General features: G+C 45.4%; 18 protein-coding genes, 1 tRNA gene and 1 pseudogene. 8 read left to right on the top strand and 12 right to left on the bottom strand.

Going from position 1 to position 21,654, the window contains the following annotated elements:
* Positions 1-153: 153 nt before the first annotated feature.
* The 3 genes from DXZ20_RS22570 to DXZ20_RS22560 all read right to left on the bottom strand — a co-directional run bounded on the left by DXZ20_RS22570 (position 154) and on the right by DXZ20_RS22560 (position 2,325).
* On the bottom strand, positions 154-1,050 hold the full coding sequence (locus DXZ20_RS22570) for a 3'-5' exonuclease (RefSeq protein WP_163700886.1): 897 nt from the start codon (positions 1,048-1,050) through the stop codon (positions 154-156).
* 177 nt (positions 1,051-1,227) lie between these two features.
* Positions 1,228-1,312: transfer RNA gene (locus DXZ20_RS22565), tRNA-Ser, on the bottom strand.
* A 47-nt stretch (positions 1,313-1,359) separates the two neighbouring features.
* On the bottom strand, positions 1,360-2,325 hold the full coding sequence (locus DXZ20_RS22560) for a TIGR04168 family protein (protein ID WP_163700884.1): 966 nt from the start codon (positions 2,323-2,325) through the stop codon (positions 1,360-1,362).
* 55 nt (positions 2,326-2,380) lie between these two features.
* Here DXZ20_RS22560 and DXZ20_RS22555 point away from each other — a divergent pair, with 55 nt between their 5' ends.
* Both DXZ20_RS22555 and nadA read left to right on the top strand, forming a co-directional pair.
* Complete coding sequence (locus DXZ20_RS22555) at positions 2,381-3,217, top strand: HAD-IIB family hydrolase (protein WP_163700881.1); 837 nt, start codon at positions 2,381-2,383, stop codon at positions 3,215-3,217.
* Between the two features lie 273 nt (positions 3,218-3,490).
* Positions 3,491-4,447, top strand: a complete 957-nt coding sequence (gene nadA, locus DXZ20_RS22550; protein WP_163700878.1) for a quinolinate synthase NadA — start codon at positions 3,491-3,493, stop codon at positions 4,445-4,447.
* 16 nt (positions 4,448-4,463) lie between these two features.
* Here nadA and DXZ20_RS22545 read toward each other — a convergent pair whose 3' ends face one another.
* The 4 genes from DXZ20_RS22545 to leuS all read right to left on the bottom strand — a co-directional run bounded on the left by DXZ20_RS22545 (position 4,464) and on the right by leuS (position 9,747).
* Positions 4,464-4,955: a tellurite resistance TerB family protein gene (locus tag DXZ20_RS22545; protein ID WP_163670966.1), complete on the bottom strand. Its 492-nt coding sequence runs from the start codon at positions 4,953-4,955 to the stop codon at positions 4,464-4,466.
* 261 nt (positions 4,956-5,216) lie between these two features.
* On the bottom strand, positions 5,217-5,897 hold the full coding sequence (locus tag DXZ20_RS22540) for a Crp/Fnr family transcriptional regulator (protein ID WP_163671867.1): 681 nt from the start codon (positions 5,895-5,897) through the stop codon (positions 5,217-5,219).
* 805 nt (positions 5,898-6,702) lie between these two features.
* Positions 6,703-7,023: a thioredoxin gene (trxA, locus tag DXZ20_RS22535; RefSeq protein ID WP_163671866.1), complete on the bottom strand. Its 321-nt coding sequence runs from the start codon at positions 7,021-7,023 to the stop codon at positions 6,703-6,705.
* A 138-nt stretch (positions 7,024-7,161) separates the two neighbouring features.
* Positions 7,162-9,747, bottom strand: coding sequence for a leucine--tRNA ligase (gene leuS, locus DXZ20_RS22530; protein WP_163670964.1), 2,586 nt, complete (start codon positions 9,745-9,747; stop codon positions 7,162-7,164).
* Between the two features lie 648 nt (positions 9,748-10,395).
* Here leuS and DXZ20_RS22525 point away from each other — a divergent pair.
* On the top strand, positions 10,396-11,196 hold the full coding sequence (locus DXZ20_RS22525; RefSeq protein ID WP_163670962.1) for a queuosine precursor transporter: 801 nt from the start codon (positions 10,396-10,398) through the stop codon (positions 11,194-11,196).
* Positions 11,197-11,237: 41 nt separating this feature from the next.
* On the opposite strand, the gene DXZ20_RS22520 is transcribed toward DXZ20_RS22525, so the two are convergent.
* Positions 11,238-11,378 carry a hypothetical protein gene (locus DXZ20_RS22520; RefSeq protein ID WP_163700876.1) on the bottom strand — a complete coding sequence of 47 codons (141 nt, stop codon included), beginning with the start codon at positions 11,376-11,378 and terminating at the stop codon, positions 11,238-11,240.
* An 800-nt stretch (positions 11,379-12,178) separates the two neighbouring features.
* On the opposite strand from DXZ20_RS22520, the gene DXZ20_RS22515 reads away from it, so the two are divergent.
* The 3 genes from DXZ20_RS22515 (at position 12,179) to DXZ20_RS22505 (ending at position 14,159) form a co-directional block, all read left to right on the top strand.
* Positions 12,179-12,802 (top strand): hypothetical protein, encoded by a 624-nt coding sequence (locus DXZ20_RS22515; protein ID WP_163670960.1) that lies wholly within the window; start codon positions 12,179-12,181, stop codon positions 12,800-12,802.
* 225 nt (positions 12,803-13,027) lie between these two features.
* Positions 13,028-13,444 carry a gamma-glutamylcyclotransferase family protein gene (locus DXZ20_RS22510; protein WP_163670958.1) on the top strand — a complete coding sequence of 139 codons (417 nt, stop codon included), beginning with the start codon at positions 13,028-13,030 and terminating at the stop codon, positions 13,442-13,444.
* 145 nt (positions 13,445-13,589) lie between these two features.
* On the top strand, positions 13,590-14,159 hold the full coding sequence (locus DXZ20_RS22505) for a sugar O-acetyltransferase (RefSeq protein ID WP_163700873.1): 570 nt from the start codon (positions 13,590-13,592) through the stop codon (positions 14,157-14,159).
* A 156-nt stretch (positions 14,160-14,315) separates the two neighbouring features.
* On the opposite strand, the gene DXZ20_RS22500 is transcribed toward DXZ20_RS22505, so the two are convergent.
* The 3 genes from DXZ20_RS22500 to DXZ20_RS22490 all read right to left on the bottom strand — a co-directional run bounded on the left by DXZ20_RS22500 (position 14,316) and on the right by DXZ20_RS22490 (position 17,497).
* Positions 14,316-15,059 carry a hypothetical protein gene (locus DXZ20_RS22500; protein WP_163700870.1) on the bottom strand — a complete coding sequence of 248 codons (744 nt, stop codon included), beginning with the start codon at positions 15,057-15,059 and terminating at the stop codon, positions 14,316-14,318.
* 1,222 nt (positions 15,060-16,281) lie between these two features.
* Positions 16,282-17,019: a lysophospholipid acyltransferase family protein gene (locus DXZ20_RS22495; RefSeq protein WP_163700866.1), complete on the bottom strand. Its 738-nt coding sequence runs from the start codon at positions 17,017-17,019 to the stop codon at positions 16,282-16,284.
* Between the two features lie 7 nt (positions 17,020-17,026).
* Positions 17,027-17,497, bottom strand: a complete 471-nt coding sequence (locus DXZ20_RS22490; RefSeq protein ID WP_163700863.1) for a DUF2656 family protein — start codon at positions 17,495-17,497, stop codon at positions 17,027-17,029.
* A 306-nt stretch (positions 17,498-17,803) separates the two neighbouring features.
* On the opposite strand from DXZ20_RS22490, the gene DXZ20_RS22485 reads away from it, so the two are divergent.
* Together DXZ20_RS22485 and DXZ20_RS22480 are read left to right on the top strand one after the other, a co-directional pair.
* On the top strand, positions 17,804-18,157 hold the full coding sequence (locus DXZ20_RS22485) for a slr1659 superfamily regulator (RefSeq protein WP_163670947.1): 354 nt from the start codon (positions 17,804-17,806) through the stop codon (positions 18,155-18,157).
* 683 nt (positions 18,158-18,840) lie between these two features.
* Positions 18,841-20,526 (top strand): GAF domain-containing hybrid sensor histidine kinase/response regulator, encoded by a 1,686-nt coding sequence (locus tag DXZ20_RS22480; RefSeq protein WP_163670945.1) that lies wholly within the window; start codon positions 18,841-18,843, stop codon positions 20,524-20,526.
* Between the two features lie 343 nt (positions 20,527-20,869).
* Here the strand turns inward: DXZ20_RS22480 and DXZ20_RS22475 are convergent.
* Positions 20,870-21,623: pseudogene (locus tag DXZ20_RS22475) on the bottom strand (cation:proton antiporter); the annotation flags it as partial.
* Positions 21,624-21,654 lie beyond the last annotated feature (31 nt).

Genomic DNA, 21,654 nt, shown 5'->3' with positions numbered 1-21,654 from the left:
CAATGATGACGACATACAGAACAAACAATATTTCATCCGATTGTTTCGTTGCTTTTGTTTTACTAGCGATTATTATTGCTCTGTATTAAAACATTAAGGCGTTAGATACAGGAACATATACAGCAGGGGTGATTACGGAAAGTGTATGAATGTTCATAGCTTTACGAACCGAATGGTATTTGATGTCTCATAGCTAAACAGTCCATCTTCCAAGTGACGAGATTTAATCTCAGCTTTGACCAGTTGCTGATCAACAGCCTGTTTCAAATAGCGTTCAGGTAGTTCTTCCAAGGGTACCAAAGGTTTAATTTTTGTTGGTGTGCGGTACAGTTTCACCTGCTTGCCATTGCTCAACGGAATCGCCTCAGCACCGTTATCAATCAAATATTGAGTCACCTGGGCCTTCAAGGACTTCACCGTTGCATCCAAGGCATTGCGCTGAGCGGTCAACTCTTCTATCCGAGCCTGCCACTGTACTAGATCTTCTACGTCCTGAATATCCACCAGGTCCGGGTCGTCCTCTAATGAACTATTGGCTATTTCCTTAATTCGTTCCAGTGTGGCCAGACAGTCACCCAGAGCACTGTGATCACCCTCCAGGGCCTCAACTTTGGGAGCGCCCCGAAACCGTTGCCATAACCGCATGGCACATAGGATATCGCCAGTGTGAGGTGTATCCCTACCGTGGAGTATGGCAGTGGCATCCAACATGGCCATATCAAAAACAGCGTTATAGGCCACTAAGGTTTTACCATCCAGGTGCTCCACCACCTCATCATGGATTTCAGGCCATGCGATCGCACCCTTTGCTTTTAGCACGTCCTTCGTCAGTCCATGAATCGCCGCCGCTGCCGGTGCAATGGCATGCACCAGGTCCAGAAAATAGTTGCATAGAGTAGCCCCCACCGGGTCAATGATGGCAATTTCCAAAATCTCCGCCGTCTTGCCTAAACCAGAGGTTTCAGTATCGAGAATGACGTACCGATCTGGATTTGCCAAAATTGCCTGGGCTGTTTGGATAGCATTGTTTCTCGCAGCGATAGGCGTCATAGCTAGATATCCGGTTAGATGTCTGTGGGTGACTAACTATGTATAAATCCAACTGTAGAACCTATACCGACATCTACAGAGAATCTACATGTTGACTTGACACTCACTATCTACGCCCTTATGTGCCCGTGCCAAGGTCACCTTCAGCTATCAGGGCGGTTAAACTGAAACGTATAACGGAGAGGGAGGGATTCGAACCCTCGGAACCTTGCGGCTCACTCGATTTCAAGTCGAGCGCAATCGACCACTCTGCCACCTCTCCAGGTAAGATAGCTTGCTGACAAGCGCCAGAAGCATCAGCTAGCCATGCTAGCCCAAATTCATCACTAAGTCTAGAGGGGGGGTAGTTTTTGATGTAGAGCCATAGAGATATTCTTCAGATACGATGGTGTCTATGTTATTGACCCAAACCAAACGGACCGTCTGGACAATACCGTGTTGCAGTGTCACCAGAGTAAAGCTGCGATGCCGGCCACTGTTGATTTCAATCACCCGAGGCACCTGGGCTCCGTTGATATACACCGTGCCGTAGTCGTCTACTACTAGACGCTCTCGCAGTCGGGTTTTATCATGCCTGAGTTCGTGGTGCATATGGCCAAAGGTAACCAGGGCTACATGCCGGTTAGATTGCTGTGCATGGGCGATCGCATCTGCAAAATCCGGATCGCCATAGTCACCGCCGCTACGTTTCCAATCTCGGCCACAGATATTATGAGCCTGGCTGCCAAAACCGGCTGGACCGTTGTGCCCCAAAAAGATGAGCGTGTCTTGTCGTGCTGCATCTACTGATGCACAGATTTTAGCCGTTGAGTCGGCAAAACTTGAAATGTTGTATCGTTCTCGATAAAACCGTTTGTAACGCCAGTTTGCACCGCCCCAGCTAAATGGACGTGCACCGACTACAGTCAGATTGCACTGGGGCACCTCCAATTTGCCAAAGCCGACATGGGAGCCACCCAAAGCGTCTAGCTGCTGTTGGACACGGTCCTCTTTGGTGTGATCATAAGGACACTTTTTGCGGTTTTGCCGACTGGCTGTGTACCAGGCGTCGTGATTACCCAGAATGACAGCCTTAGGCACTGAGACAGCGGCTATCTGACGGACAATGTCGATCGCTTCATTGCCAAAGTCACCGACAAATAGGGCCAGGTCTACGTTCAAAGCTTGCAAAGCATGGGCATCTGCATCGTTCCATTGGTCATGGACATCGCCGACGATCGCGATGGTTGTGGGATTTGAGATCGCGCCAGCTTTATTTGCCTCTATCGGCGTCATAAATCATTGTTTAATCTAAACATGTTCTGATTGGTCCAAGGTGCTTTTAATTCCGATGACCCAGCTGATTATTTTTACCGACCTCGACGGCACACTACTCAACAGCGAGACCTATGATTACGCTGCGACCGTACCTATTATCCAGCAATTAAAGTCATTAAAGATCCCGGTGGTACCGGTCACCAGCAAAACGCGAGCTGAGGTCTCTACGCTCCGTAAAGATGTGGGGCTGACGGATCCATTTGTGACGGAGAATGGCAGTGGTATTTTTGTTGAAGTTAATCATAATCCCTTCCCTGAACCGCCAGGAGAACAGGAGGCAGACTATTATGTAGTGGAGTTGGGCTGTCCCTATGTCCAAGCGAGAGCTGGTTTACGGGTAATTGCGAATGAGTTACGTCATTCCTTACTGGGATTTGGCGATATGACGATTACCCGATTGCAGAAGTATACGGGGCTTTCGGCTAACGATGCGCAAGAGGCTAAGGCACGCGAATTCAGTGAGCCCTTTATCACCCCTAAAGCCCTGACCGCAGGACAAATCGTTGAGGCGGTTGAATCCATGGGGTTCAAGGTCGTGGTTGGTGACCGATTTTCCCATTTGATTGGACCTGAAGCTGGTAAAGGGAATGCTGTGAAGCGTTTGGTAGCACTTTACCAAAGTATCTTGCCACCTGAAGAAACCATCGTCACCATTGGCTTAGGTAATAGCCCGAATGACTTAGATATGTTAGAGCACGTGGACCATCCAATTGTGCTGCCAGGGGTTGAAGGGCCCCATCCTCAACTAGGAAATCGTAGTTGGGAAATTGCGCCATCACCGGCCCCCCAAGGGTGGGTAGAGGCTGTGACATCCATATGCCAGCAGTTTGATGTGGTTTTGAAAAATTAGGGAATGCACACTTAAGCTGGGACATCTTCTGGGTTATGCGGAGGGCAGTAGTCAGTGAGGCACTGTTCTCTGGCCTCGACTGACACCTGATCCCTACTAACTCCTGATCTCTGCTCCCTATAAAACAATTGCTCTATCTTGAAACCAACTACCTATTGAGGGCTATTTAATTAAGACATACAAAAGACCCTGCTGACAGTTATGGTTAAAATAACTATAATCAAGTCACGTTGCAATTAAAATCAAACTAAAACTAGGCACGAGTTTATCTCTATGTTCACAACCGCATCAGCATCGGCCACGTTACCTAAGGATCTGTTTAGGGCCATTGAAGACTTGAAAAAAGAACTCAATGCCATTGTGTTGGCCCATTACTACCAAGAGCCTGACATCCAAGATATTGCTGACTATATTGGGGATTCGCTGGGGCTATCTCAGAAAGCGGCGGCCACTGATGCTGAGGTGATTGTGTTTGCTGGGGTGCACTTTATGGCGGAGACGGCCAAAATATTGAACCCTGACAAGTTAGTGCTGTTGCCAGATTTAGATGCAGGTTGTTCACTGGCGGATAGCTGTCCGCCGACAGAGTTTTCCAAATTTAAGGCCGCCCACCCTGATCATATTGTGGTGTCATATATCAATTGCACCGCTGAAATTAAGGCCATGAGCGACATTATTTGTACCAGCTCAAATGCCGTAAAACTTGTGAACCAGATTCCACCGGAGCAGCCAATTATTTTTGCGCCTGACCGTAACCTAGGGCGCTACGTTGCAGCCCAAACTGGACGCGATCTAGTGTTATGGCAAGGCAGCTGCATTGTGCACGAGACCTTTTCAGAGAAGAAAATGCTGCAGCTCAAAATGGAATATCCCAATGCCGAAATTGTGGCTCACCCCGAGTGTGAAGAGGCCATTTTGCACCACGCCCACTATATTGGTTCAACCACGGCTCTGCTCAAGTATGTAGAAAGCAGCGAGATTGAGCAATTTATTGTGGTCACAGAGGCTGGCATTATCCACCAGATGGAAAAGCAGGTACCTCATAAGTTATTTATCCCTGCCCCACCCGATGCTAATTGCCAGTGCAACGAGTGCCCCCACATGCGTCTAAATACCTTGGAAAAGCTCTACTTAGCGATGAAAAATCGCACCCCTGAAATTACGCTGCCTGCGGACATTCAGAAAAAAGCGTTGGTGCCTATTCAACGTATGTTAACGATGAGTGCTTAGCCATGGATGTTGAGGTTTAGCCCTTCAAATGTTCCCGCAGCTGGTACGTTAGCAGATCAACTACATTACTACCCTGGGCTTGATTTTGACCAAGGGCTATTTGGGCTGATTGCTCAATCCGCTGAACGGTGCCACTCGGCAGTCCTAGCAAGTCTACTAACTTTTCATAGGTGGCTTGTTCGTCTTGGTTGATCAGATCTTCATCTGGTGTTCGAGCACTAGCACTGATCACCTCATAGCCCAGGCGTAGGACAAATTCCTTTTCTGCCTGAGTTGTGATGTTGGGGACTACCTCTTCTAGGGGAATATCCTGTACTAAATAACCTTGGAGTTCCTGTTTAACGGCCTCTTGAGCTTCAGGTGTATTGGCAAAAACCTGACTAAAGTTAGTGAGCATGACATCAGCCTCTTCTTTGGCTAAGTTGCCATCAGCCCATGCCAGTGCTAGCACGATGCGGAGCAGATTCATTTGACGAGGGGTAATAGACGGAGGCAGTTGAGTACCCATGAAGCTTCACTGTGTGGCACGGCATCTTAAGTATCTGCCTAACTTTAAGAACACCTCCGTGGGGCAAGATTTTTTTCAATATGTCGCAATGATTTGTAATCAGACTGATGCATCAGGGGGCATCAATTTGAGCTGGGAGATCTTGGTTAGTTAGGACTCAGAAATCAGAAATCAGAAATCAGAAGCCAGTACCCTCCTGACTCCTGACCCCTGATGGCTATTTTGTTGGGAGCTGTCCTGATGTGAGTTGATACCCTATAACTACTTCTGTGCCAGCTGAGTCAGATGATTAAACCCTTTTAACTGAAGTGTCTGGCCATTATCACTGATGACAACCCAATCCTTTTCATGCAGCTTTTCCATAATCTTGGTTGCGTCATCTTTAGGAATATTGGCAATGGCGGCTAGATCATCAATCGTCAGGTTGAAAATTTCTGGAGCAGCGTTTGTCTTGTCGCCATAGGCTTCGGCTAGGGCGACAAGGGTATGGGCTAGCTTTACCGCCATGGGCTTGCGTCGCCGCTGAAAATGACTATTGGTATGGCGTAGTCGCTGTACCATCATCTGTAGCATGCGATGATGCAGGTGATGATCTTGAAAAAGGGTGTCGATGAAGTGCTGAGCTGGAATGCTTAGTAACTTAACCGGCGACAGAGCGACGACGTCCGTGGAGCGGGGGGACTCATCCAGGATGGCCATTTCCCCAAAGAAATCGCCTTTACCTAAAACGGCTAATGTAACGTAATCGCCACCGGTGTCATGGCGTACTTTAATCCAGCCAGCCACAATCAGGTAGATAGCATTACCCCAGGAGTCTTCCATGAGGACAGTGCGACCGGCTGGATACGTAAGTTCGGTGGATGCAGATAAAAGACCCGTTAAGGTTTCAGGATTTGCGGCATTAAAGAGTGGAAATAGTTCACTTAGGAGATCGGGCCGCATGGACTTTTTCAGGGTAAGTGTAGTCATATAGTAGATCTACGCGTGAGCAGCAATGCCACAAAAAGCAGGGTGGATGTATTTTCTTAGATACTCTCTGTGTTTGTTAAAAAATCGATAAAGTTGAACAAATAACTAGGTAGGGTTACGGAAATAGCTGTTGGACATCAACGAGCGATATTCGTAATTTTCATTACAGAGGTTAGGAAATGTGACATCCCATAGTCTACCCAGCTTAGGTGCGTTATACACGTTATCTAGGGGGAGGGGTCACAGCCTCAATGGGTGAGGGCCAATTGGTGGGTATGCTAAAAAAAATACATCCTGGTTTGGTTGCTGTCAGTGTATTTAAGGATTTTATTAGCCAGTTGGAATAAACGAACCGCCAATGGCTATTCCTTGCTCAGAATTTCTAATTTACAGCAAACGCTATCCCTAAAAAAATCCCAATGAGCCGATTAGCTCATTGGGAATATAGATGACACAAACGTGTCAGAGGATTAAAAAAGGGAACACAAACCAGCCAAGTGTCAAGCAAAAAATCGATAAGATTAACTGCAAACTTGCTTGTTGTATTTATATGTCCTTAGTTTAGTCGGATAAATTAAGGGGTGTTTACGCAATATAGCTGAAGTTTTCTTGATAAAACGGCTGAAATGTTGAGTTCGAGAACAGACAATGGGATGCCAATGCTGACGACGCTACTTAAAGCCCTGCCTAGTGGGCATATTCACTCACGTAGCTGTGCTGGGTGCATTTCTAAATCAGCAACGGCAAAGTTTGCCTAGCTGCTAACTGGCAAACTCCTTTATAGATGCTTTTCTAGGGTTGCACTAAACTCGCTGTAGGGCTTGGCTCCGATGACGGTGTCTATCTGTTCCCCTTGTTTGAAGAATAGAACGGCGGGAATACTTTTGATGCCAAATCGCTTAGCAACGGGCTTATTGGCATCAATATCAAGTTTGGCAACTGTAATTTTCTCACCGTACTCTTCTGCAAGCTGATCCATTAATGGGCCAACGAGTTTACATGGACCACACCAAGAGGCTGTGAAGTCTATGACAACTAGAGGCTTACTGGTAATGAGATTGTCGAGAGCGGCTTCATCGGGGATGTAGTCGGTGGCCATGGTGGAAATGCTCCAAAGGTGCAGAATATTGCGATCGCAACTCCTATCATAACCATAGATGGTTACATTCACCTAATCACAGCTACTTTCAGCTATTCCTTGTAACATCCCTCGATGAAACCGTTTAACTGCAAGGGCTTAAACAGCCACGAAGTTCACCAATTTACCTGGCACCACAATTACCTTTTTAATCTCCTTGCCTGCAAGATGTTTTTGGGCAATGTCCGATGCGCGGGCATACTGCTCTAGCTCATCCTTGCTAGCACTGGCAGGAACGGCAATGGTGCCTCGGGTTTTACCCTTAATTTGGATCACTAGGGTAATCTCATCGGCTACCAAGGCACTTTCCTCAAAGGTAGGCCAGCTTTGGCGGTGAACCGACTCGCTAAAGCCCAACTTTTGCCACAGCTCTTCGGCAATGTGGGGCGCAAAGGGGGCCAAAAGAAGTACTAAGGTTTGCACACCCTCAGCATAGACATCACTGTCTTGTTGTTTGGCATCTTTGAGAGCGTTGCTCAGCTTCATCAGCTCAGACACGGCTGTGTTGAACTGGTAGCCTTCCTCAACATCTTCTGAGACTTCCTTAATAGCCGTATGAATAGCCCGCCGCAAGTCTTTGTCAGCCTTGTTGAGACTGCTTTGATCCACATTGGTAATCCGTCTTTTGCTGCCATGGGTCTCTGCAAAGCCGTTTACCAACAGCCATACTCGATTCAAAAAACGGAACTGACCTTCCACATCGGCATCATCCCATTCCAAATCTTTCTCAGGTGGTGCTTTAAAGAGGATAAACATGCGGGCGGTGTCGGCCCCATACTTGCCGAGCACCACACGGGGTTCCACGCCGTTATACTTCGACTTGGACATTTTTTCGTAGAACACCTGCAGTGGGTCGTCGGTTTCAGGATCTTTGGGCTCGTTTAGATCGGCGATGTCGCCAGGGGCGATGTACTTACCAGTGGTGGGGTTTTTGTAGGTGATGGCCTGCACCATACCCTGGGTCAACAGTCGCTGGAAGGGTTCGTCAATGGAGACGAGGTTGCGATCGCGCAACACCTTGGTAAAGAACCGGGAATACAACAGGTGCAAAATGGCATGCTCAATACCGCCCACATATTGATCTACTGCGAGCCAGTCATTCGCCTTGTTTTTTGCAAAGGGCAACTCTTCATTCTTGGCATCGGCATAGCGCAAGAAATACCAGGACGAATCGATAAACGTATCCATCGTGTCCGTTTCTCGCTTGGCATCTGCGCCACAGCTGGGGCACTGGCAATTAATCCAGTCGGTCATCTTAGCTAACGGTGAACCACCGCGAGCACTAAATTCCACATCCTCAGGCAAGACCACGGGGAGCTGATCGGCAGGTACGGGCACCGTGCCGCAACTATCGCAGTAGATCATGGGGATGGGCACACCCCAATAGCGCTGGCGAGAAATCAACCAGTCTCGCAGACGATAGTTGGCTGTGCCTTCCCCCTTATTGTTATCCTCTAACCACTTAATTGCGGCAGGAACACTCTGGCCTTCCCCTTTACCCGCAGGAATCCCGTCCAGAGGACCCGAGTTAACCATCACGCCATCGTGGGAATAGGCTTCCTCCATGGAGTTCGACTCTAAGGCTTCTCCCTCGGGTTGCACCACCACATGGATCGGTAAATCAAACTTACGAGCAAACTCAAAGTCTCGCTGGTCATGGGCAGGCACTGCCATAATTGCACCAGTACCATAATCCATCAACACATAGTCAGCAATCCAAATGGGAATTTTCTGGTGGTTAACTGGATTGATGGCATAGCTTCCAGTCCACACGCCAGTTTTCTCACGGTTTTCAGCAGTGCGATCCATCTCACTCATGCCTGCTGCCGTATCTTGGTAGGCCTTAATGGCATCTGTCTGGTCAACTGTAGTGAGTTTTTCCACCAGCGGATGCTCCGGAGACAGCACCATAAAGGATGCACCCCAAAGCGTATCTGGGCGAGTGGTGTAAATTTTGATATCGTCACCGTCCTCAGTGGTAAATACCACGTGGGCTCCAGTGGACTTACCAATCCAGTTGGCCTGCATAAGCTTGACTCGTTCGGGCCAGCCATCAAGCTGATCGAGATCGCTCAACAACTGGTCAGCGTAGTCCGTAATTTTGAGGAACCACTGACGCAACAACTTACGCTCCACCTTTGCACCCGAGCGCCAGGAGCGGCCTTCACTATCAACCTGTTCATTGGCCAATACAGTCTGGTCGATGGGGTCCCAGTTAACAGCGGCTTCCTTTTGGTAAGCCAAGCCCGCTTCGTAAAACTGCAAGAAGATCCACTGGGTCCAGCGGTAATAGTCTGGCGAGCAAGTAGCCACTTCCCGTTCCCAGTCATAGGAAAGACCCAACTCTTTAAGCTGCTCTCGCATTTGGCCAATATTCTGATACGTCCATTTGGCCGGAGGAATGCCACGGTCAATAGCCGCGTTTTCTGCGGGTAGACCAAACGCATCCCAACCCATGGGATGAAGCACGTTATAGCCCTGCATGCGACGTACACGAGCAATGACATCCGTAATCGTGTAGTTACGCACATGCCCCATGTGCAGGTTGCCAGAAGGATAGGGGAACATGGATAGGGCATAGAATTTTTTCTGCCCTGGGTTCGCAGGTGTCTTGTCTAGCCCCTGTTCTACCCAATGCTGCTGCCATTTTTTCTCGATGTCTGCTGGATTGTATCGAGACTCCACGTTTGGTTTCCCCTTCCTAATAAATGTTTTCAGTTAGATACATCTGCGGATGCCCACTTTCGGCAACCTTGCAGAATTGCATAATCAATTCTAGTCGTCTGGTGCCCATCTGGATGGAATTGGGACTGCATCGAGCAAAAAAGTTTTGAGTGGTTTGGCAAGTAGTCGCTGAATGTAGGCGTTATCAGAAATGATACGTATCGGTGAGCTAAAGGCTAAAAATTGGCTTATCAGCTATATAAATGGAGGTTGTTGCCGATCCAAATCATGATTCCATCCGGCAAATTTTAAGTAGATACGTTTCAAGTAGATACGTATATGACGGGAGTGGATGATGCCAATGCGTTCACCGCCGCAATTCTGTTTTAAGGTATGCGCAATGGGAACCTTCGTTGAATCTAGGCAAGATTGGATTAATTCTATAGATGGGATAAATGGTTGAGGGTACTCATCTCCTAGAGAGAAGGGTTTAGGATGAGAGTCAAGTCAAGATTCAGATTATCTTTCAAGTCATAATCTTCTGGATTTACATGCACGATACCTTCTAAACATAAGAATGCCTTACACCCAAAATCTACATTAATTGCTCGGCTGGTTAGCCTTTATTCCTGTTACTTAGCTTTGGCCTCGTTTCCTATCTATCTATCCATGTCAGTCAGCATCAACGATCCGATCTCTAAAGTTACTTCTAATTTAGTACCCGACTACATTCAGGAGCGGCGTGCTGTAGTCTTTCTAGTCTTATCAGGCTTATTCCTTGGCACCTTGGGAATGCTGAATATTCTTGGAATTAGCCGGTTTGTCAACATTTTCACTTGGAATGATTTTGCCATTACTGTGGCCGTAGGAGCACTACCCTATCCGCTTACATTTTTATGTACTGATCTAATTTCTGAATTATATGGTCGTAATCGGGCCAATCAGGTAGTTTGGGTGGGACTGTTGCTTAACCTATGGGTTGTATTTATTGTTTGGCTGGGGGGGGTTTTACCAGGGTTTGAAGCAGTTGATCCCACCACAGGGGAATTGGTAAAGGATGCAGCTGAACGTCTTCCCATTTTCTTCGAGATTCGGAATCTTACCTTTGGCACAGTAACAGCCTCAATGATCGCATACCTAACGGCTCAGTTTGTGGATGTGCAGCTGTTTCATTTTTGGAAAGAGTTAACCCAGGGAAAATATTTGTGGTTACGAAACAATGGCTCCACATTGATCAGTCAGTTGGTGGATACGGCGGCGGTGGTGCTGATTACTCATTTTTTTGCTGGTGTCTTGCCAATTGATCCGACCCAGGATCTTTGGACTCAGCTACTGCTGTTTATTGGTTATGGCTATGTATTTAAACTGGTAGCAGCCCTATTGGATACGGGGCCATTTTATCTGTGCGTGTATTGGTTATCGAACTACCTGCAATTAGAGTCTCCGGTCTTTAGAAAATCATTTAAGTGAACAGCAACTAGTGATCCCAAGTTCACCTAGAAGACACCTGATCAGGCATCTAAATTCTTGGAGATTTCAAAGCAATCAAACGCATCACTCACCAGGGGACTCGAATATGACGATACCAGGCCATAGGGAGATTGGCGCAACGTTGGGAGTGGCAGAGTTTGAGGTGATTTTTGAGAGACCATAGACACTTAACTCACATTTTGCTAAAAAGCCCACGTAGATGGCTTGAGTGTCTATATCTATCTATGGTTACTCAAGCATATTTGAACAGATTGCTTATTAAGGGGCTGCTATTACCAGGTTTGCGCTCTTAAATGAGAAACATTAAAGCCCATCAGAAACTTTGATGAAGCTATTCTTACCTTTGACCTAAATATGCCGTCAAGCAACCATCTGCAGAGGCTTTCATAAGCACACCATCTCGGTGAATTAGATTATTGAAGAATCTCAGAGATTTGAAGAAACGCTAGGATAGCAACTAAAAAGTAAGTATCACCCTTTCGAGGATTTATCTAGCCAATTAGTTCGCATGAACTACTTCTCATTTGTCAATCAATTGTCGATCAAAGAAAATTATGGGAAAAGCTGCTCACTGAAGCGGATTATGAGGTTTTTACTGGCCTCGATCTCACTGATTTTGATCTATTGTCGTTGGAGGAAGCTACACATTTTATATAGGTTTAGCATCTAAAATATTGCCAAAAGTCAAATGGCTGTAGAGAATAAGAAATAGGATAGAAGCCCTAACCTACTTACGAAAAGCAATCTGTGGTTAAAAAAGCATTGAAATTTATTCGCCTTCGAGATTCAACTGTTTGTAGAGAAAAAGAGAGATCAGGGAAAACTTTAATCTGTCAGTATTTTGGTGATTAGTGTTTTGAAGTGCTGAGATTGCGGTATGCTTGATTACTCTCCAAAGTCACACATTAAGACGTCAATTGACTTCATCTTTGAACTTTAGACCCCATAGAGGAAACGTAACATGTCAGTAACTGTGCTTCCTCAGCTTGTAGAAGCTGAGTCCCTTTTGTCTTCGCAAGAAGCTGCATTAATGCAACAACTTGCTGAAATTCAGGAGCAACGTAAAGGCTTACAGACAGTCATTGCAATGTTTGACTCATCAGCCGATAACGGTCAACTTGCTGCCGTGGTAGCTCCTGTTATTAAAGAAGCCATTGCATCTACTAAAGCCGAAGCTGCTGAAGAGACTGTGGCTGCGAAGCTCGCCAGGGTGACAAAATCAAAGATTGCCGCTGATGAACCAAAGCCCACCAAAGCACGGCAAACAAGCACTGTGAAAAAATCTGCTCCAACCAAAAAGGCAGATGGTCGATCAGCGCGGTGGCAACGGTATGTACTTGAGAAGTATCGCCAGCAACGGTTGCCTGATGTTGTGACTGATGTCTTAAAGACTAAGCCTAAGGATAGCTTTAAGATTACTGATGTGATGTTGAGTATTTTTGAAGAGGATATGCCAAAGCCTCAGTACTTAAAGGCACGTAGCCGCGTTTCGAATATCCTGTCGGCAGGTGCCCGTGATGGTGACTGGTATCGTGGTCGTGGCGGTACTTATAGCCTATCTAAAAAGGCAGTTAAGACTAGATAGAGCCCCACACGCTCTCTGAATAGAAGGAAACGTGCTGTCGAAGGATTTACCATCGGCAGCACGTTTCCTGTTGTAGCGGTGTATGTTTGAGTGACGTGAGAAATAGTATCTCTTTCCTCAATCCATACGTTACTTAATAATGATTGGAGAACTCATGGAAGAGGCAGTACCACTCCTTAGACTCAATGTATACGGCTACTGTGCTGTTAAAGGTAGATTTTCCAGATGGGAACCATTGATGTTTTTGTTTACGGTACGCTCAAGCCGGAAGGCATCTATTATCAGCAATATTGCGCCGCTTATTTAAAGCAATCTCAGCCTGCCCAGGTGCAGGGTCTGCTCTACGACTTACCGCATCTAGGCTACCCAACTATGACAATGGGAGATGGTTGGGTTAAAGGGTATTTATTGACCCTAGATGCAACCGCCATGGCAAGACTGGACTATTTAGAAGGTTATAATCCCGATGAGTATCAGAATATGAGCATTGATGATATTGAGGAAGAATATACACGTCAACGGGCAATGGTTTTTAATTTAGCTGGTCAGCCTATTGGTGAAGCTTGGATATATTTAATGGATAAACCACCTATAGGGGCGGTTTGGGTAGCGTCAGGAGAGTGGGAAGCGTACGCTAAATAAAGAAAATTTAACTTCTACAAATCATGATTACTAGTAACGCATCAAATTCAAAATTTGCGTTAGGGCAGTGAATCGTGGGTAATGATTAGTGATGTGTTCTTTTTATGTCATCCGCAGTCTGAGATTTTAAATTAATTCGTAAATTATGGGTAAAACAGAATGGGAAAAGATGTTAGCAAATGAGCCCTATCTGTCGACCGATCCAGAGTTGGTATCTATGCGACATAAGACACAGGGTCTTTTGCATGTATTAAACATGACTCCTCCTGATAATTTGAGGGAGCGCCAGAAAATTATTCAATCACTTTTTAGTGATCTTGGACCTGGGTTTGAAATAAATCCACCTTTTTACTGTGACTATGGCCACCATATTCGGGCTGGCAAAAATCTTTACATCAATTTCAACTGCACTATTCTCGATTGTAATTGGGTGACCATTGGTAATGATGTCTTAATGGCTCCGAACGTACAGATTTATACAGCCTATCATCCGACTGATCCGGCAGTGCGGATGACGGGTGTAGAGATGGCTGCGCCTATTACCATTGGCAATAATGTGTGGCTTGGTGGTGGAGCAATTATTTGCCCCGGTGTCACTATTGGAGATAACAGCAGTATTGGTGCAGGTAGTGTTGTTACTAAAAACATTCCGGCCAATAGTGTAGCTGTGGGTAATCCTTGCCGCGTGATTCGACTTTTGCACAGAGAGCCCTAGGGCACTGAGTAGCACTGAACTAACACCTAGCCATTAAATAGCATGCGTTTGTGTTATTGAGCAGGGGCAGGATAACGATAAGTTGCCTGATAATGGTTACTCATGAGCTCTAAATCAGGCAATGTTTGTTGACGGTGCTCAATTTCCTGTTAAAGACTAGTCTTTTAGAGCTTCCGACGCAAAAATGTTGCTGCGATTGAATGATTCAACAGCTACACGAATATAGGCTGAGATAAACTTAAACCGATTGGCAGTTTGATCAGGCACAAAAGTCTTACTAAACAGAATAACTGCAAACAGCTCATTAGATGGCAACATACCGCCAAATCCCAGAACTGATTTTACCCGATAGGGGACAACAAACTTTTTCTGCGCAGGAATATAGGGACTATTTAGAGCAGTTGGTACATAAAAAACATTAAATGCTTTATGGGGACTTTTGGTAATTAAGGAAGAATTGGTATCAACTACTGTACTGACTTTTAATCCAAACTGCTGGATCAGTTGAAAAACCATTGGTGCCTGTCGTACAAAATCTTCGTCTATCAGAGGAATAGCCTGATGACCGTTAGATTTGTATCGAGAATTCCATTGAGGCTCATCACCTGCTGTGGCCATTAATGTCAGACATTTTGTCGAAGGAGGAACATATCGTTCTTGGGCGATTGATTGCGCTTCTCTCTGGAGTTGTGGATTCAGTTCTCTAAAAGGGTGAGTTTTAAAGAAGCGAACAAGGGCCAATTCCTGATCGCCAGTGCGTGAGTCAAGAAAACTGTCGTAAATATAACGCACAATGCGATTGGCAGCATCTTCCATATTCTGTGACTCGTACTCTAGGTTGCGAAGAGCAACAGCGCAATGGGAAACATCGGCATTTGTAAAGGTTTCAAGACTGTACATTGTTTAAATGACTAAATATTTTTTTGAATATGAGCGCTTGTCTATTGTTCTTATGAACAGATGTTAACCCGGAGATTTTTTTAGAAACTCAGAGGTAGACACTAGAAACTTGTTACTCAGAATACCTATATTTATCAAGCACCTAAGACATCTACCTATTTCTCACTGACGGACCGCATAGAGACTTTTAAAATAGATGCATGGAATTGATATGATGGCTCCACAGAATTGTATAATAGGCTACCGAAATAGATATTTAGATATCTCCATTAACTTGTTGCATCTCTATTCAAAACATAGAAGTATGTCTTTGTTGTGATACTTCTATGAATACTTTCGATAGAGCTATTAATAGACCTTTGATAGGCTACCGGCTAACCAACTGAATCGGCCATGGAAAGAGTTGCTTCAATGGTTAGCATTGCGGTTGTCCTGGGAGTCGGAGCCCATGGGTTCTGGGCTTAGCTTTGTTATGGTGGCTCAAATGGAACAATCCTGTCACTGCTAGGTGCGAACCTTATCTTCGAGGCGAATCCCCCATAAGGCTGGGTGGAGACTAAGGCTCGGTAACACCAGCAATAGCCATTTGGCAAATTTAAACAAAAACAACACCCAAACAGTTATCAAAACCATTTCTCTCATACCATGCGCTTAACTTAGAGATGTGTTGAAATCGGTTAAATAACAACAACAGTGCTCCCATTAGCTTATTAGAGAAAATATTGATAACACAATTGAGTGCTGCCTTTGATTTGACGAGACAGATTCTTGTGATTCAGCTATGTTAACCTCCTCAGCCTGTACAGGCCTTTTTGATTTAATCTGTCAGGGGAACTTTCGCTCCACCCACAATATAGATCCCTTCACCAATAGGTTGGGACTGATGAGATGAAAGTTCACAGTTGTAAGTTGTAATATATAGCTTGGCACAGCCTCTCTTTTGGAAATATGCATTCAGCAGTTTGCTATACATCTCTCCGCAGAATATGTAAGCCTCTGGAATAACCTGGGTTTGCAAGTTTGGGTGAGACTATTTTTTCACAGAGGCATAATTGGTGTGAGCTGCTTTAAGTAAGTCTTTTATTGCTGGCAAAACAGCATCAGCCTAAACCTAAGGTTAAAGCTATAGAACTCAATCAATTAATCTTGTTACAGAGATTAGTCAGTCAGTGCAACATCACACTACAATTCCACAGCTAAGTTGTTGTTTTGATAGGTAAGTTTACTTACCAGTAGACAACATTGAACTGTTCTGTAGCAACGTCGCAATTTCTGTATGGCAAGTTTGGGTCAACCTTTTAACTTCAGTATTTGAACGACTATTTCGATAGCTCGCTCTATGTTTAGCGGTTATCCATAGAGGTTGTCCAATAATCACGTGGACCTGCCGATAATAAATGGCAGGGTGCCATCCAGGTCGATGGAATAAGGGTTCAGAGGGAGCTAACCATTGGAATAATTTAAATGGAGCAATGGGGGTAATGATTTCCTTGGTAGGTGCGATCGCAACCGGTATAATTGCCAAACGCTCCATAGAAGACTGTAGAGCCAGATGAGCAAATCCTCTATGGAAAGGTCCCACTTGCCGAGTTAGTAGGGGTTGAATCATCGGTCGGGCTCCTTCAGGAAAGAGACCCACAACCTCACCGGCCTGCAATAACGGCATCGCCTTTTGGAAAAGTGCCTTGGGATGTTGCCCCGGAGGAGCTAAGGGAAAACATCCCAAGGCATTTATCACTTGCTTGATGCCCTGGGTCTGTCCCATAAAATGATGACAGGCAAACCTCACTGGACGTCCCACAGCCGTCATCAGCAACGGCACATCCAGCAAACTTCGGTGGTTGCTAATAATGATCAAGGCCCCCGTTGTCGGTATTCTCCGCTGATGGTGAATAGTTAGTTGAGAGCCAGCTAGCCTGAGCAGATTTCGCGACAAAGGTAGGAGCGTATCATCTGCCATAGTGGAATTATTCAACTACACAGGTAACCTTGAAAATTTGTTCAGACGGCTTGCTAGCAATCACCGTTTCCCAATTGAGACCCGCTAAAAATTGCTCAGGCGATGTTGTCTCTACCACATCCACACCCCACTCACCGGTTTGCAATGATGTAGGCGAAGTACCCATAGCAGGTGTGGTTTTGACACCGCCTAGTAACATCACCGTGAAACTGTCAATGCTTTTTGCCGGGTCCGCCAAACGTTGAGAGCTAAGACTCTGAGCACAGAGTGTGGCCACCTCAGTGGGAGACGTTTGCTCTGCATCAAAAAGAACTTCCACCATCCAATGGGGGTTGTCAATTAGGCTGCATGTAATATCAGTATGCACCTGAAGCCCTCTAATGAATACACTGGCAAAGTCGTCACGACTAAGGCTAGATACTTGGCCATCAGGAAGTGTGCAATTGTGAGAGAGAAGCATCCGGGTAGTCGCTGCCATATCTGCTTGGTGAAAAAATGTTACGACGTTAAATAGGATATCAGTGGTAGGTCAATCAAACTATTGATGTGGTTGAATTAATATGGCTGATTTGCCTGTATTCACAATTTATATTGTCTGGGTTTTATATTGTCTGGGTGTATTTGAGACAGGCTGATGTTGATAGCCGACTATGCCACTTCAAAATGCGGAATGTGGGTTGCGGGATTTATCTGCCCAGTGGTGTTGACACACTTAGTTCAGGACACCATTTATACCTGTGCCTGACTGGGGGCAAAGCCAAGTAATCTGCTTGAAATGATGACTATGCTTAATCAAGAACTGTCCGGTGATCATTACTCCATTACTTATAACGCTGACACAGCGACTGTAAAATTCAGGGGACAGTTGGTGCTCAGGGGATATGCGGAATATACACCGATTATGCACCTGTTGCTGAAGATAGCAGCGACTCAACCCGCTGCCATAACGCTGGATCTGAGGGATGTGTTATTTCTCAACAGCTCAGGCATTAACATGTTTTCCAAATTCTTGTTAAGCTTACGCACGCAAAAAAATATTGGATTAATTGTTATTGGAGATCGAGGGATTCCTTGGCAAGCTAAATCTCTCAAGAATATGCCTAAACTTTTACCCAGAGTACAGCTAATCCTTGATTGATTAATCTAAAGGTAACTTTCCTAAGCTGATTTCATTGGCTGAACAGTTTTTGACAGGGGAATTAAACGAGAGTTAACGTTGTCACCCTGTTAAAAGAAATGTTTTTAGACAACAAAGTTTTTAGCTGTTACGTCTGTAGCAGTCACGCTCTCTAATACAACAATGGGATTGACTGTCACAAACAGAGATAAAGAAAAGATGAACATCACGCTAAAGGCTGAAGCTTTTTAGATGGGCTTCATGCTTGTTACTAATGCTTCATTAAGTCCTTACTATTTTTTAGGGATGTATTTCTTTAGGACGTGCCGCCGCATCGGAGTAAGCCGGTTTTCGTCGTTTGAGTGTTTCCACCAGTAATCCGATGGTTCCATCTCTTCACCGATACACTGATGGCTGGACATATCCATTGATTGGGTTTAATCATCCCTTAACCTGATGCTGAGACCTGACAGTTCCGTGCATTTGGATATATCCGGGAAAAAAACAGATTTTGGCAATAAACTTATCAATTCTGGCTGGAATCTTTATGAAAGCCTAGGTAAGGCGTCGAAGCTTATGAAAAGGAGCGGTTTCAAAAAATGCGATCGCAAAAATGACGGAATTCAGCCAGCTATAATAAAATTATTAATTCTGATATTAGACTTTACAGGCGGTAGATCTCAGAGATGCTGCCTGATTTTAATATGCCGGCCGCTCCTATTCCCAAAAACGATGCTGACCGCCTAGCGGACCTAAGTTATTACAGGATTTTAGATACCCCTTCTGAAGCCTCCTTTGATCAACTGACTCGTCTGGCTGGCTATATTTGTCAAACCCCTGTAAGCTTAATCAGCCTGGTTGATAAGCATCGTCAGTGGTTTAAATCTGTTTGCGGTCTTGATATTAATCAAACGCCCAGGCAACAAGCATTCTGTGGATATACAGTTCTGGGCAAAGTTCCATTCATCGTTGAGGACGCCACGGCTGATGAGCGGGTTAAGGACAACCCCTTAGTATTGGGCAATCCAAAAATTCGCTTTTATGCAGGTATTCCGCTGGTTACACCTCGGGGCCATAACCTCGGCTCCCTATGCGTGATCGATTTTGTTCCTAGAAAATTGAACCAGCATCAAATTGATGGCCTCAAGACACTGGCATCGCAAGTAATGTACTTGCTAGAAGCCCGGTTATTTTCTGAGAAGATTACCCACTATACCAGTGTTCTAGAAGAGGCTCATTTTCAGGCACTGGAGGCGAATCAGGCAAAATCCCAGTTTTTAGCCATGATTAGCCATGATATTCGCACGCCGCTCCACGGCATCATCGGGGCATTGGACCTGCTGTCCGATACCCAACTGTCGCTAGAGCAACAGCAGTATGTGGATACGGCCAATACCTCTGCACAAATTTTGCAGGCTATTATCAGCGATGTTCTGGATTTCTCAAAAATTGAGGCTAACAAATTAACCCTCAAACCGACCCCAACATCATTGAGCAATCTTTGCACAATCATCGAAGAGGTTTTGCAGGATGAGATTTTTCAAAAACAGCTGCAATTTTCAATTGACGTTGATCCGTCCATTCCAGAAAGGCTTTTAATCGATAAGAATAGGCTCTCCCAAATTTTGCTGAATTTATGCAGCAATGCGGTTAAATTTACACCTCGCTATGGGTTGATTAATCTGCGCTGTAGTTTACAGCACATGGCCTCTGATGTTGTAACTGTCAAAATTTGTGTGTCAGATACGGGTATTGGCATTGCCAACGATCAGCAGCAAGACATATTCTCACCGTTCGTCCAGGCTAGTAACCATAATCGGCAAGAACATGGCGGCACCGGCTTAGGGTTGGCGATTTCATCACGGCTGTTGGAGCTTATGAAGTCGAAACTACACCTGAAAAGTGAGTTGGGAGAGGGCTCAATTTTTTCGTTTACCTTGACGTGCCCAATTATTCAGGCTGCTGCAATTCAGGTATTGCCCGACAATCCTCTCAAGGATGTGCGGTTGCGGCTGCGTCGTTCAATTCGTGTTTTGGTGGCAGAGGATAATCCCATTAACCAGAAGCTTTTGGAACACCTGTTGCAGAAAAATGGCTGTATTGTAAGCTTGACTAACAACGGAAAAGAGGCATGTAAACAGTTTTTAGAACATTCTTTTGACCTGGTGCTAATGGATCTTGAAATGCCTATCATGGGAGGGGAAGAGGCTGCTCAAGAGATATTTAAGTACTGTCAAAAACAACAGATACAGGTGCCTGTTTTGATGGTTACGGCCCATGCGATCTCAGAAACCCAGGAGCGGTTAATAGCACAAGGGATCGATGGCTACTTGACTAAACCGATTCGGGCTCAGGAATTGCTGGGTGCGATCGCACAAGTACTGGCTTAATTGCTTGTATTCAGACCGATCATCAAACGATGTGTGTTGGGCCAGGGCCTACTCTAGGTTAGAGTTCCAAAGCCATTGTGGTATTACATTCTAAACTGTTCAGGCAAAAAGTGTGGTGTTACATATGGGGCTCACCAAACAACACAATAGAACAGGTCAGTTCTCGGATTAATTGAGTCGTGACATCACTTACCATCAGTCCCCCTGCGGTCCGACGTCGCATGGAACGCAGAATAACCAAATCGAAGTTGTCTGCAAGCCGGAGCAGAGTTTGGGTAACATTATCGTGGGCAATGGTCTTGATGCGATCGACCGCTTTCAGTTCATCATGGGTAACGAATGGTGCCGCCACATGGGGCAAGCACAATGACCACATGGTTAATATCTCATGCCAGCTATACCGGTACATCAGCTTAGCCAGATAGGTTCCCAGAAACTTACTGATGACCACACCACTCACGATCGCGAAGGTAATACCTAGGGATGATGTGAGCGATGAGATAAAAACTGGCAAATCAACTAAAAGACCAACATGAACAAAAAAGAATGGGATAAATAAAACACTGCCAACAAATTCAACTTTCTCTTTGACTGGCCCTTCGCCCAAAACATCATTAACTGCCAGACCCGCTAGAAAAGCGCCAACAATACGCTCAACATTGACCAGTTGGGCTCCAGCTGCAGCTAGGAATACCGCTAGAAGAACAAAAACAAATTGATTACCCTGTTCATCTCCTGTACGCCGAAAATAAAGTTTACCCGCCCAGTCCAGGCCAAAAAGAACAGTGGCAGCGTAGATGGCAAGGGCAAGGATTTGAGCGACCAGACTAAATAGAGAGAACTCTCCGGCATGGATAGAAACAGAAATTGCCAGGAGTAAAAGCCCCAGAATATCGGTAAAAATGGTGGCACCAATGGTAACGGTAATGGCTTCATTACCCATTACCCCCCAGCCGATTCACAATTGGATATCCCAACAATGTATGGGGAGCAAATACGGCTCCCATCAGTAGGGCCGTATTCCAGCCAAAGCCCAGCAAGCGTCCAACAAAAAGCCCAGCGGCTAGCGAGGATACAAAAATAAATAATCCAAAGCCTTATGTTGCATGAATAATGTTTGTATCACCT

It is taken from the genome of Adonisia turfae CCMR0081 (assembly GCF_011009555.1).
Lineage (GTDB): Bacteria > Cyanobacteriota > Cyanobacteriia > Phormidesmidales > Phormidesmidaceae > Leptothoe > Leptothoe turfae.
Note: the sequence above shows the minus strand (reverse complement) of the source record. Positions and strands in the feature narration are given on the sequence as shown.

Excerpts from the sequence above, each read along its gene's own strand:
- DXZ20_RS22570 (WP_163700886.1), bottom strand. The coding sequence starts at position 1,050 with ATGACGCCTATCGCTGCGAGAAACAATGCTATCCAAACAGCCCAGGCA.
- DXZ20_RS22560 (WP_163700884.1), bottom strand. The coding sequence starts at position 2,325 with ATGACGCCGATAGAGGCAAATAAAGCTGGCGCGATCTCAAATCCCACA.
- DXZ20_RS22555 (WP_163700881.1), top strand. The coding sequence starts at position 2,381 with ATGACCCAGCTGATTATTTTTACCGACCTCGACGGCACACTACTCAAC.
- nadA (WP_163700878.1), top strand. The coding sequence starts at position 3,491 with ATGTTCACAACCGCATCAGCATCGGCCACGTTACCTAAGGATCTGTTT.
- DXZ20_RS22545 (WP_163670966.1), bottom strand. The coding sequence starts at position 4,955 with ATGGGTACTCAACTGCCTCCGTCTATTACCCCTCGTCAAATGAATCTG.
- DXZ20_RS22540 (WP_163671867.1), bottom strand. The coding sequence starts at position 5,897 with ATGCGGCCCGATCTCCTAAGTGAACTATTTCCACTCTTTAATGCCGCA.
- trxA (WP_163671866.1), bottom strand. The coding sequence starts at position 7,023 with ATGGCCACCGACTACATCCCCGATGAAGCCGCTCTCGACAATCTCATT.
- DXZ20_RS22525 (WP_163670962.1), top strand. The coding sequence starts at position 10,396 with ATGTCAGTCAGCATCAACGATCCGATCTCTAAAGTTACTTCTAATTTA.
- DXZ20_RS22520 (WP_163700876.1), bottom strand. The coding sequence starts at position 11,378 with ATGGTCTCTCAAAAATCACCTCAAACTCTGCCACTCCCAACGTTGCGC.
- DXZ20_RS22515 (WP_163670960.1), top strand. The coding sequence starts at position 12,179 with ATGTCAGTAACTGTGCTTCCTCAGCTTGTAGAAGCTGAGTCCCTTTTG.
- DXZ20_RS22510 (WP_163670958.1), top strand. The coding sequence starts at position 13,028 with ATGGGAACCATTGATGTTTTTGTTTACGGTACGCTCAAGCCGGAAGGC.
- DXZ20_RS22505 (WP_163700873.1), top strand. The coding sequence starts at position 13,590 with ATGGGTAAAACAGAATGGGAAAAGATGTTAGCAAATGAGCCCTATCTG.
- DXZ20_RS22500 (WP_163700870.1), bottom strand. The coding sequence starts at position 15,059 with ATGTACAGTCTTGAAACCTTTACAAATGCCGATGTTTCCCATTGCGCT.
- DXZ20_RS22495 (WP_163700866.1), bottom strand. The coding sequence starts at position 17,019 with ATGGCAGATGATACGCTCCTACCTTTGTCGCGAAATCTGCTCAGGCTA.
- DXZ20_RS22490 (WP_163700863.1), bottom strand. The coding sequence starts at position 17,497 with ATGGCAGCGACTACCCGGATGCTTCTCTCTCACAATTGCACACTTCCT.
- DXZ20_RS22485 (WP_163670947.1), top strand. The coding sequence starts at position 17,804 with ATGCTTAATCAAGAACTGTCCGGTGATCATTACTCCATTACTTATAAC.
- DXZ20_RS22480 (WP_163670945.1), top strand. The coding sequence starts at position 18,841 with ATGCCGGCCGCTCCTATTCCCAAAAACGATGCTGACCGCCTAGCGGAC.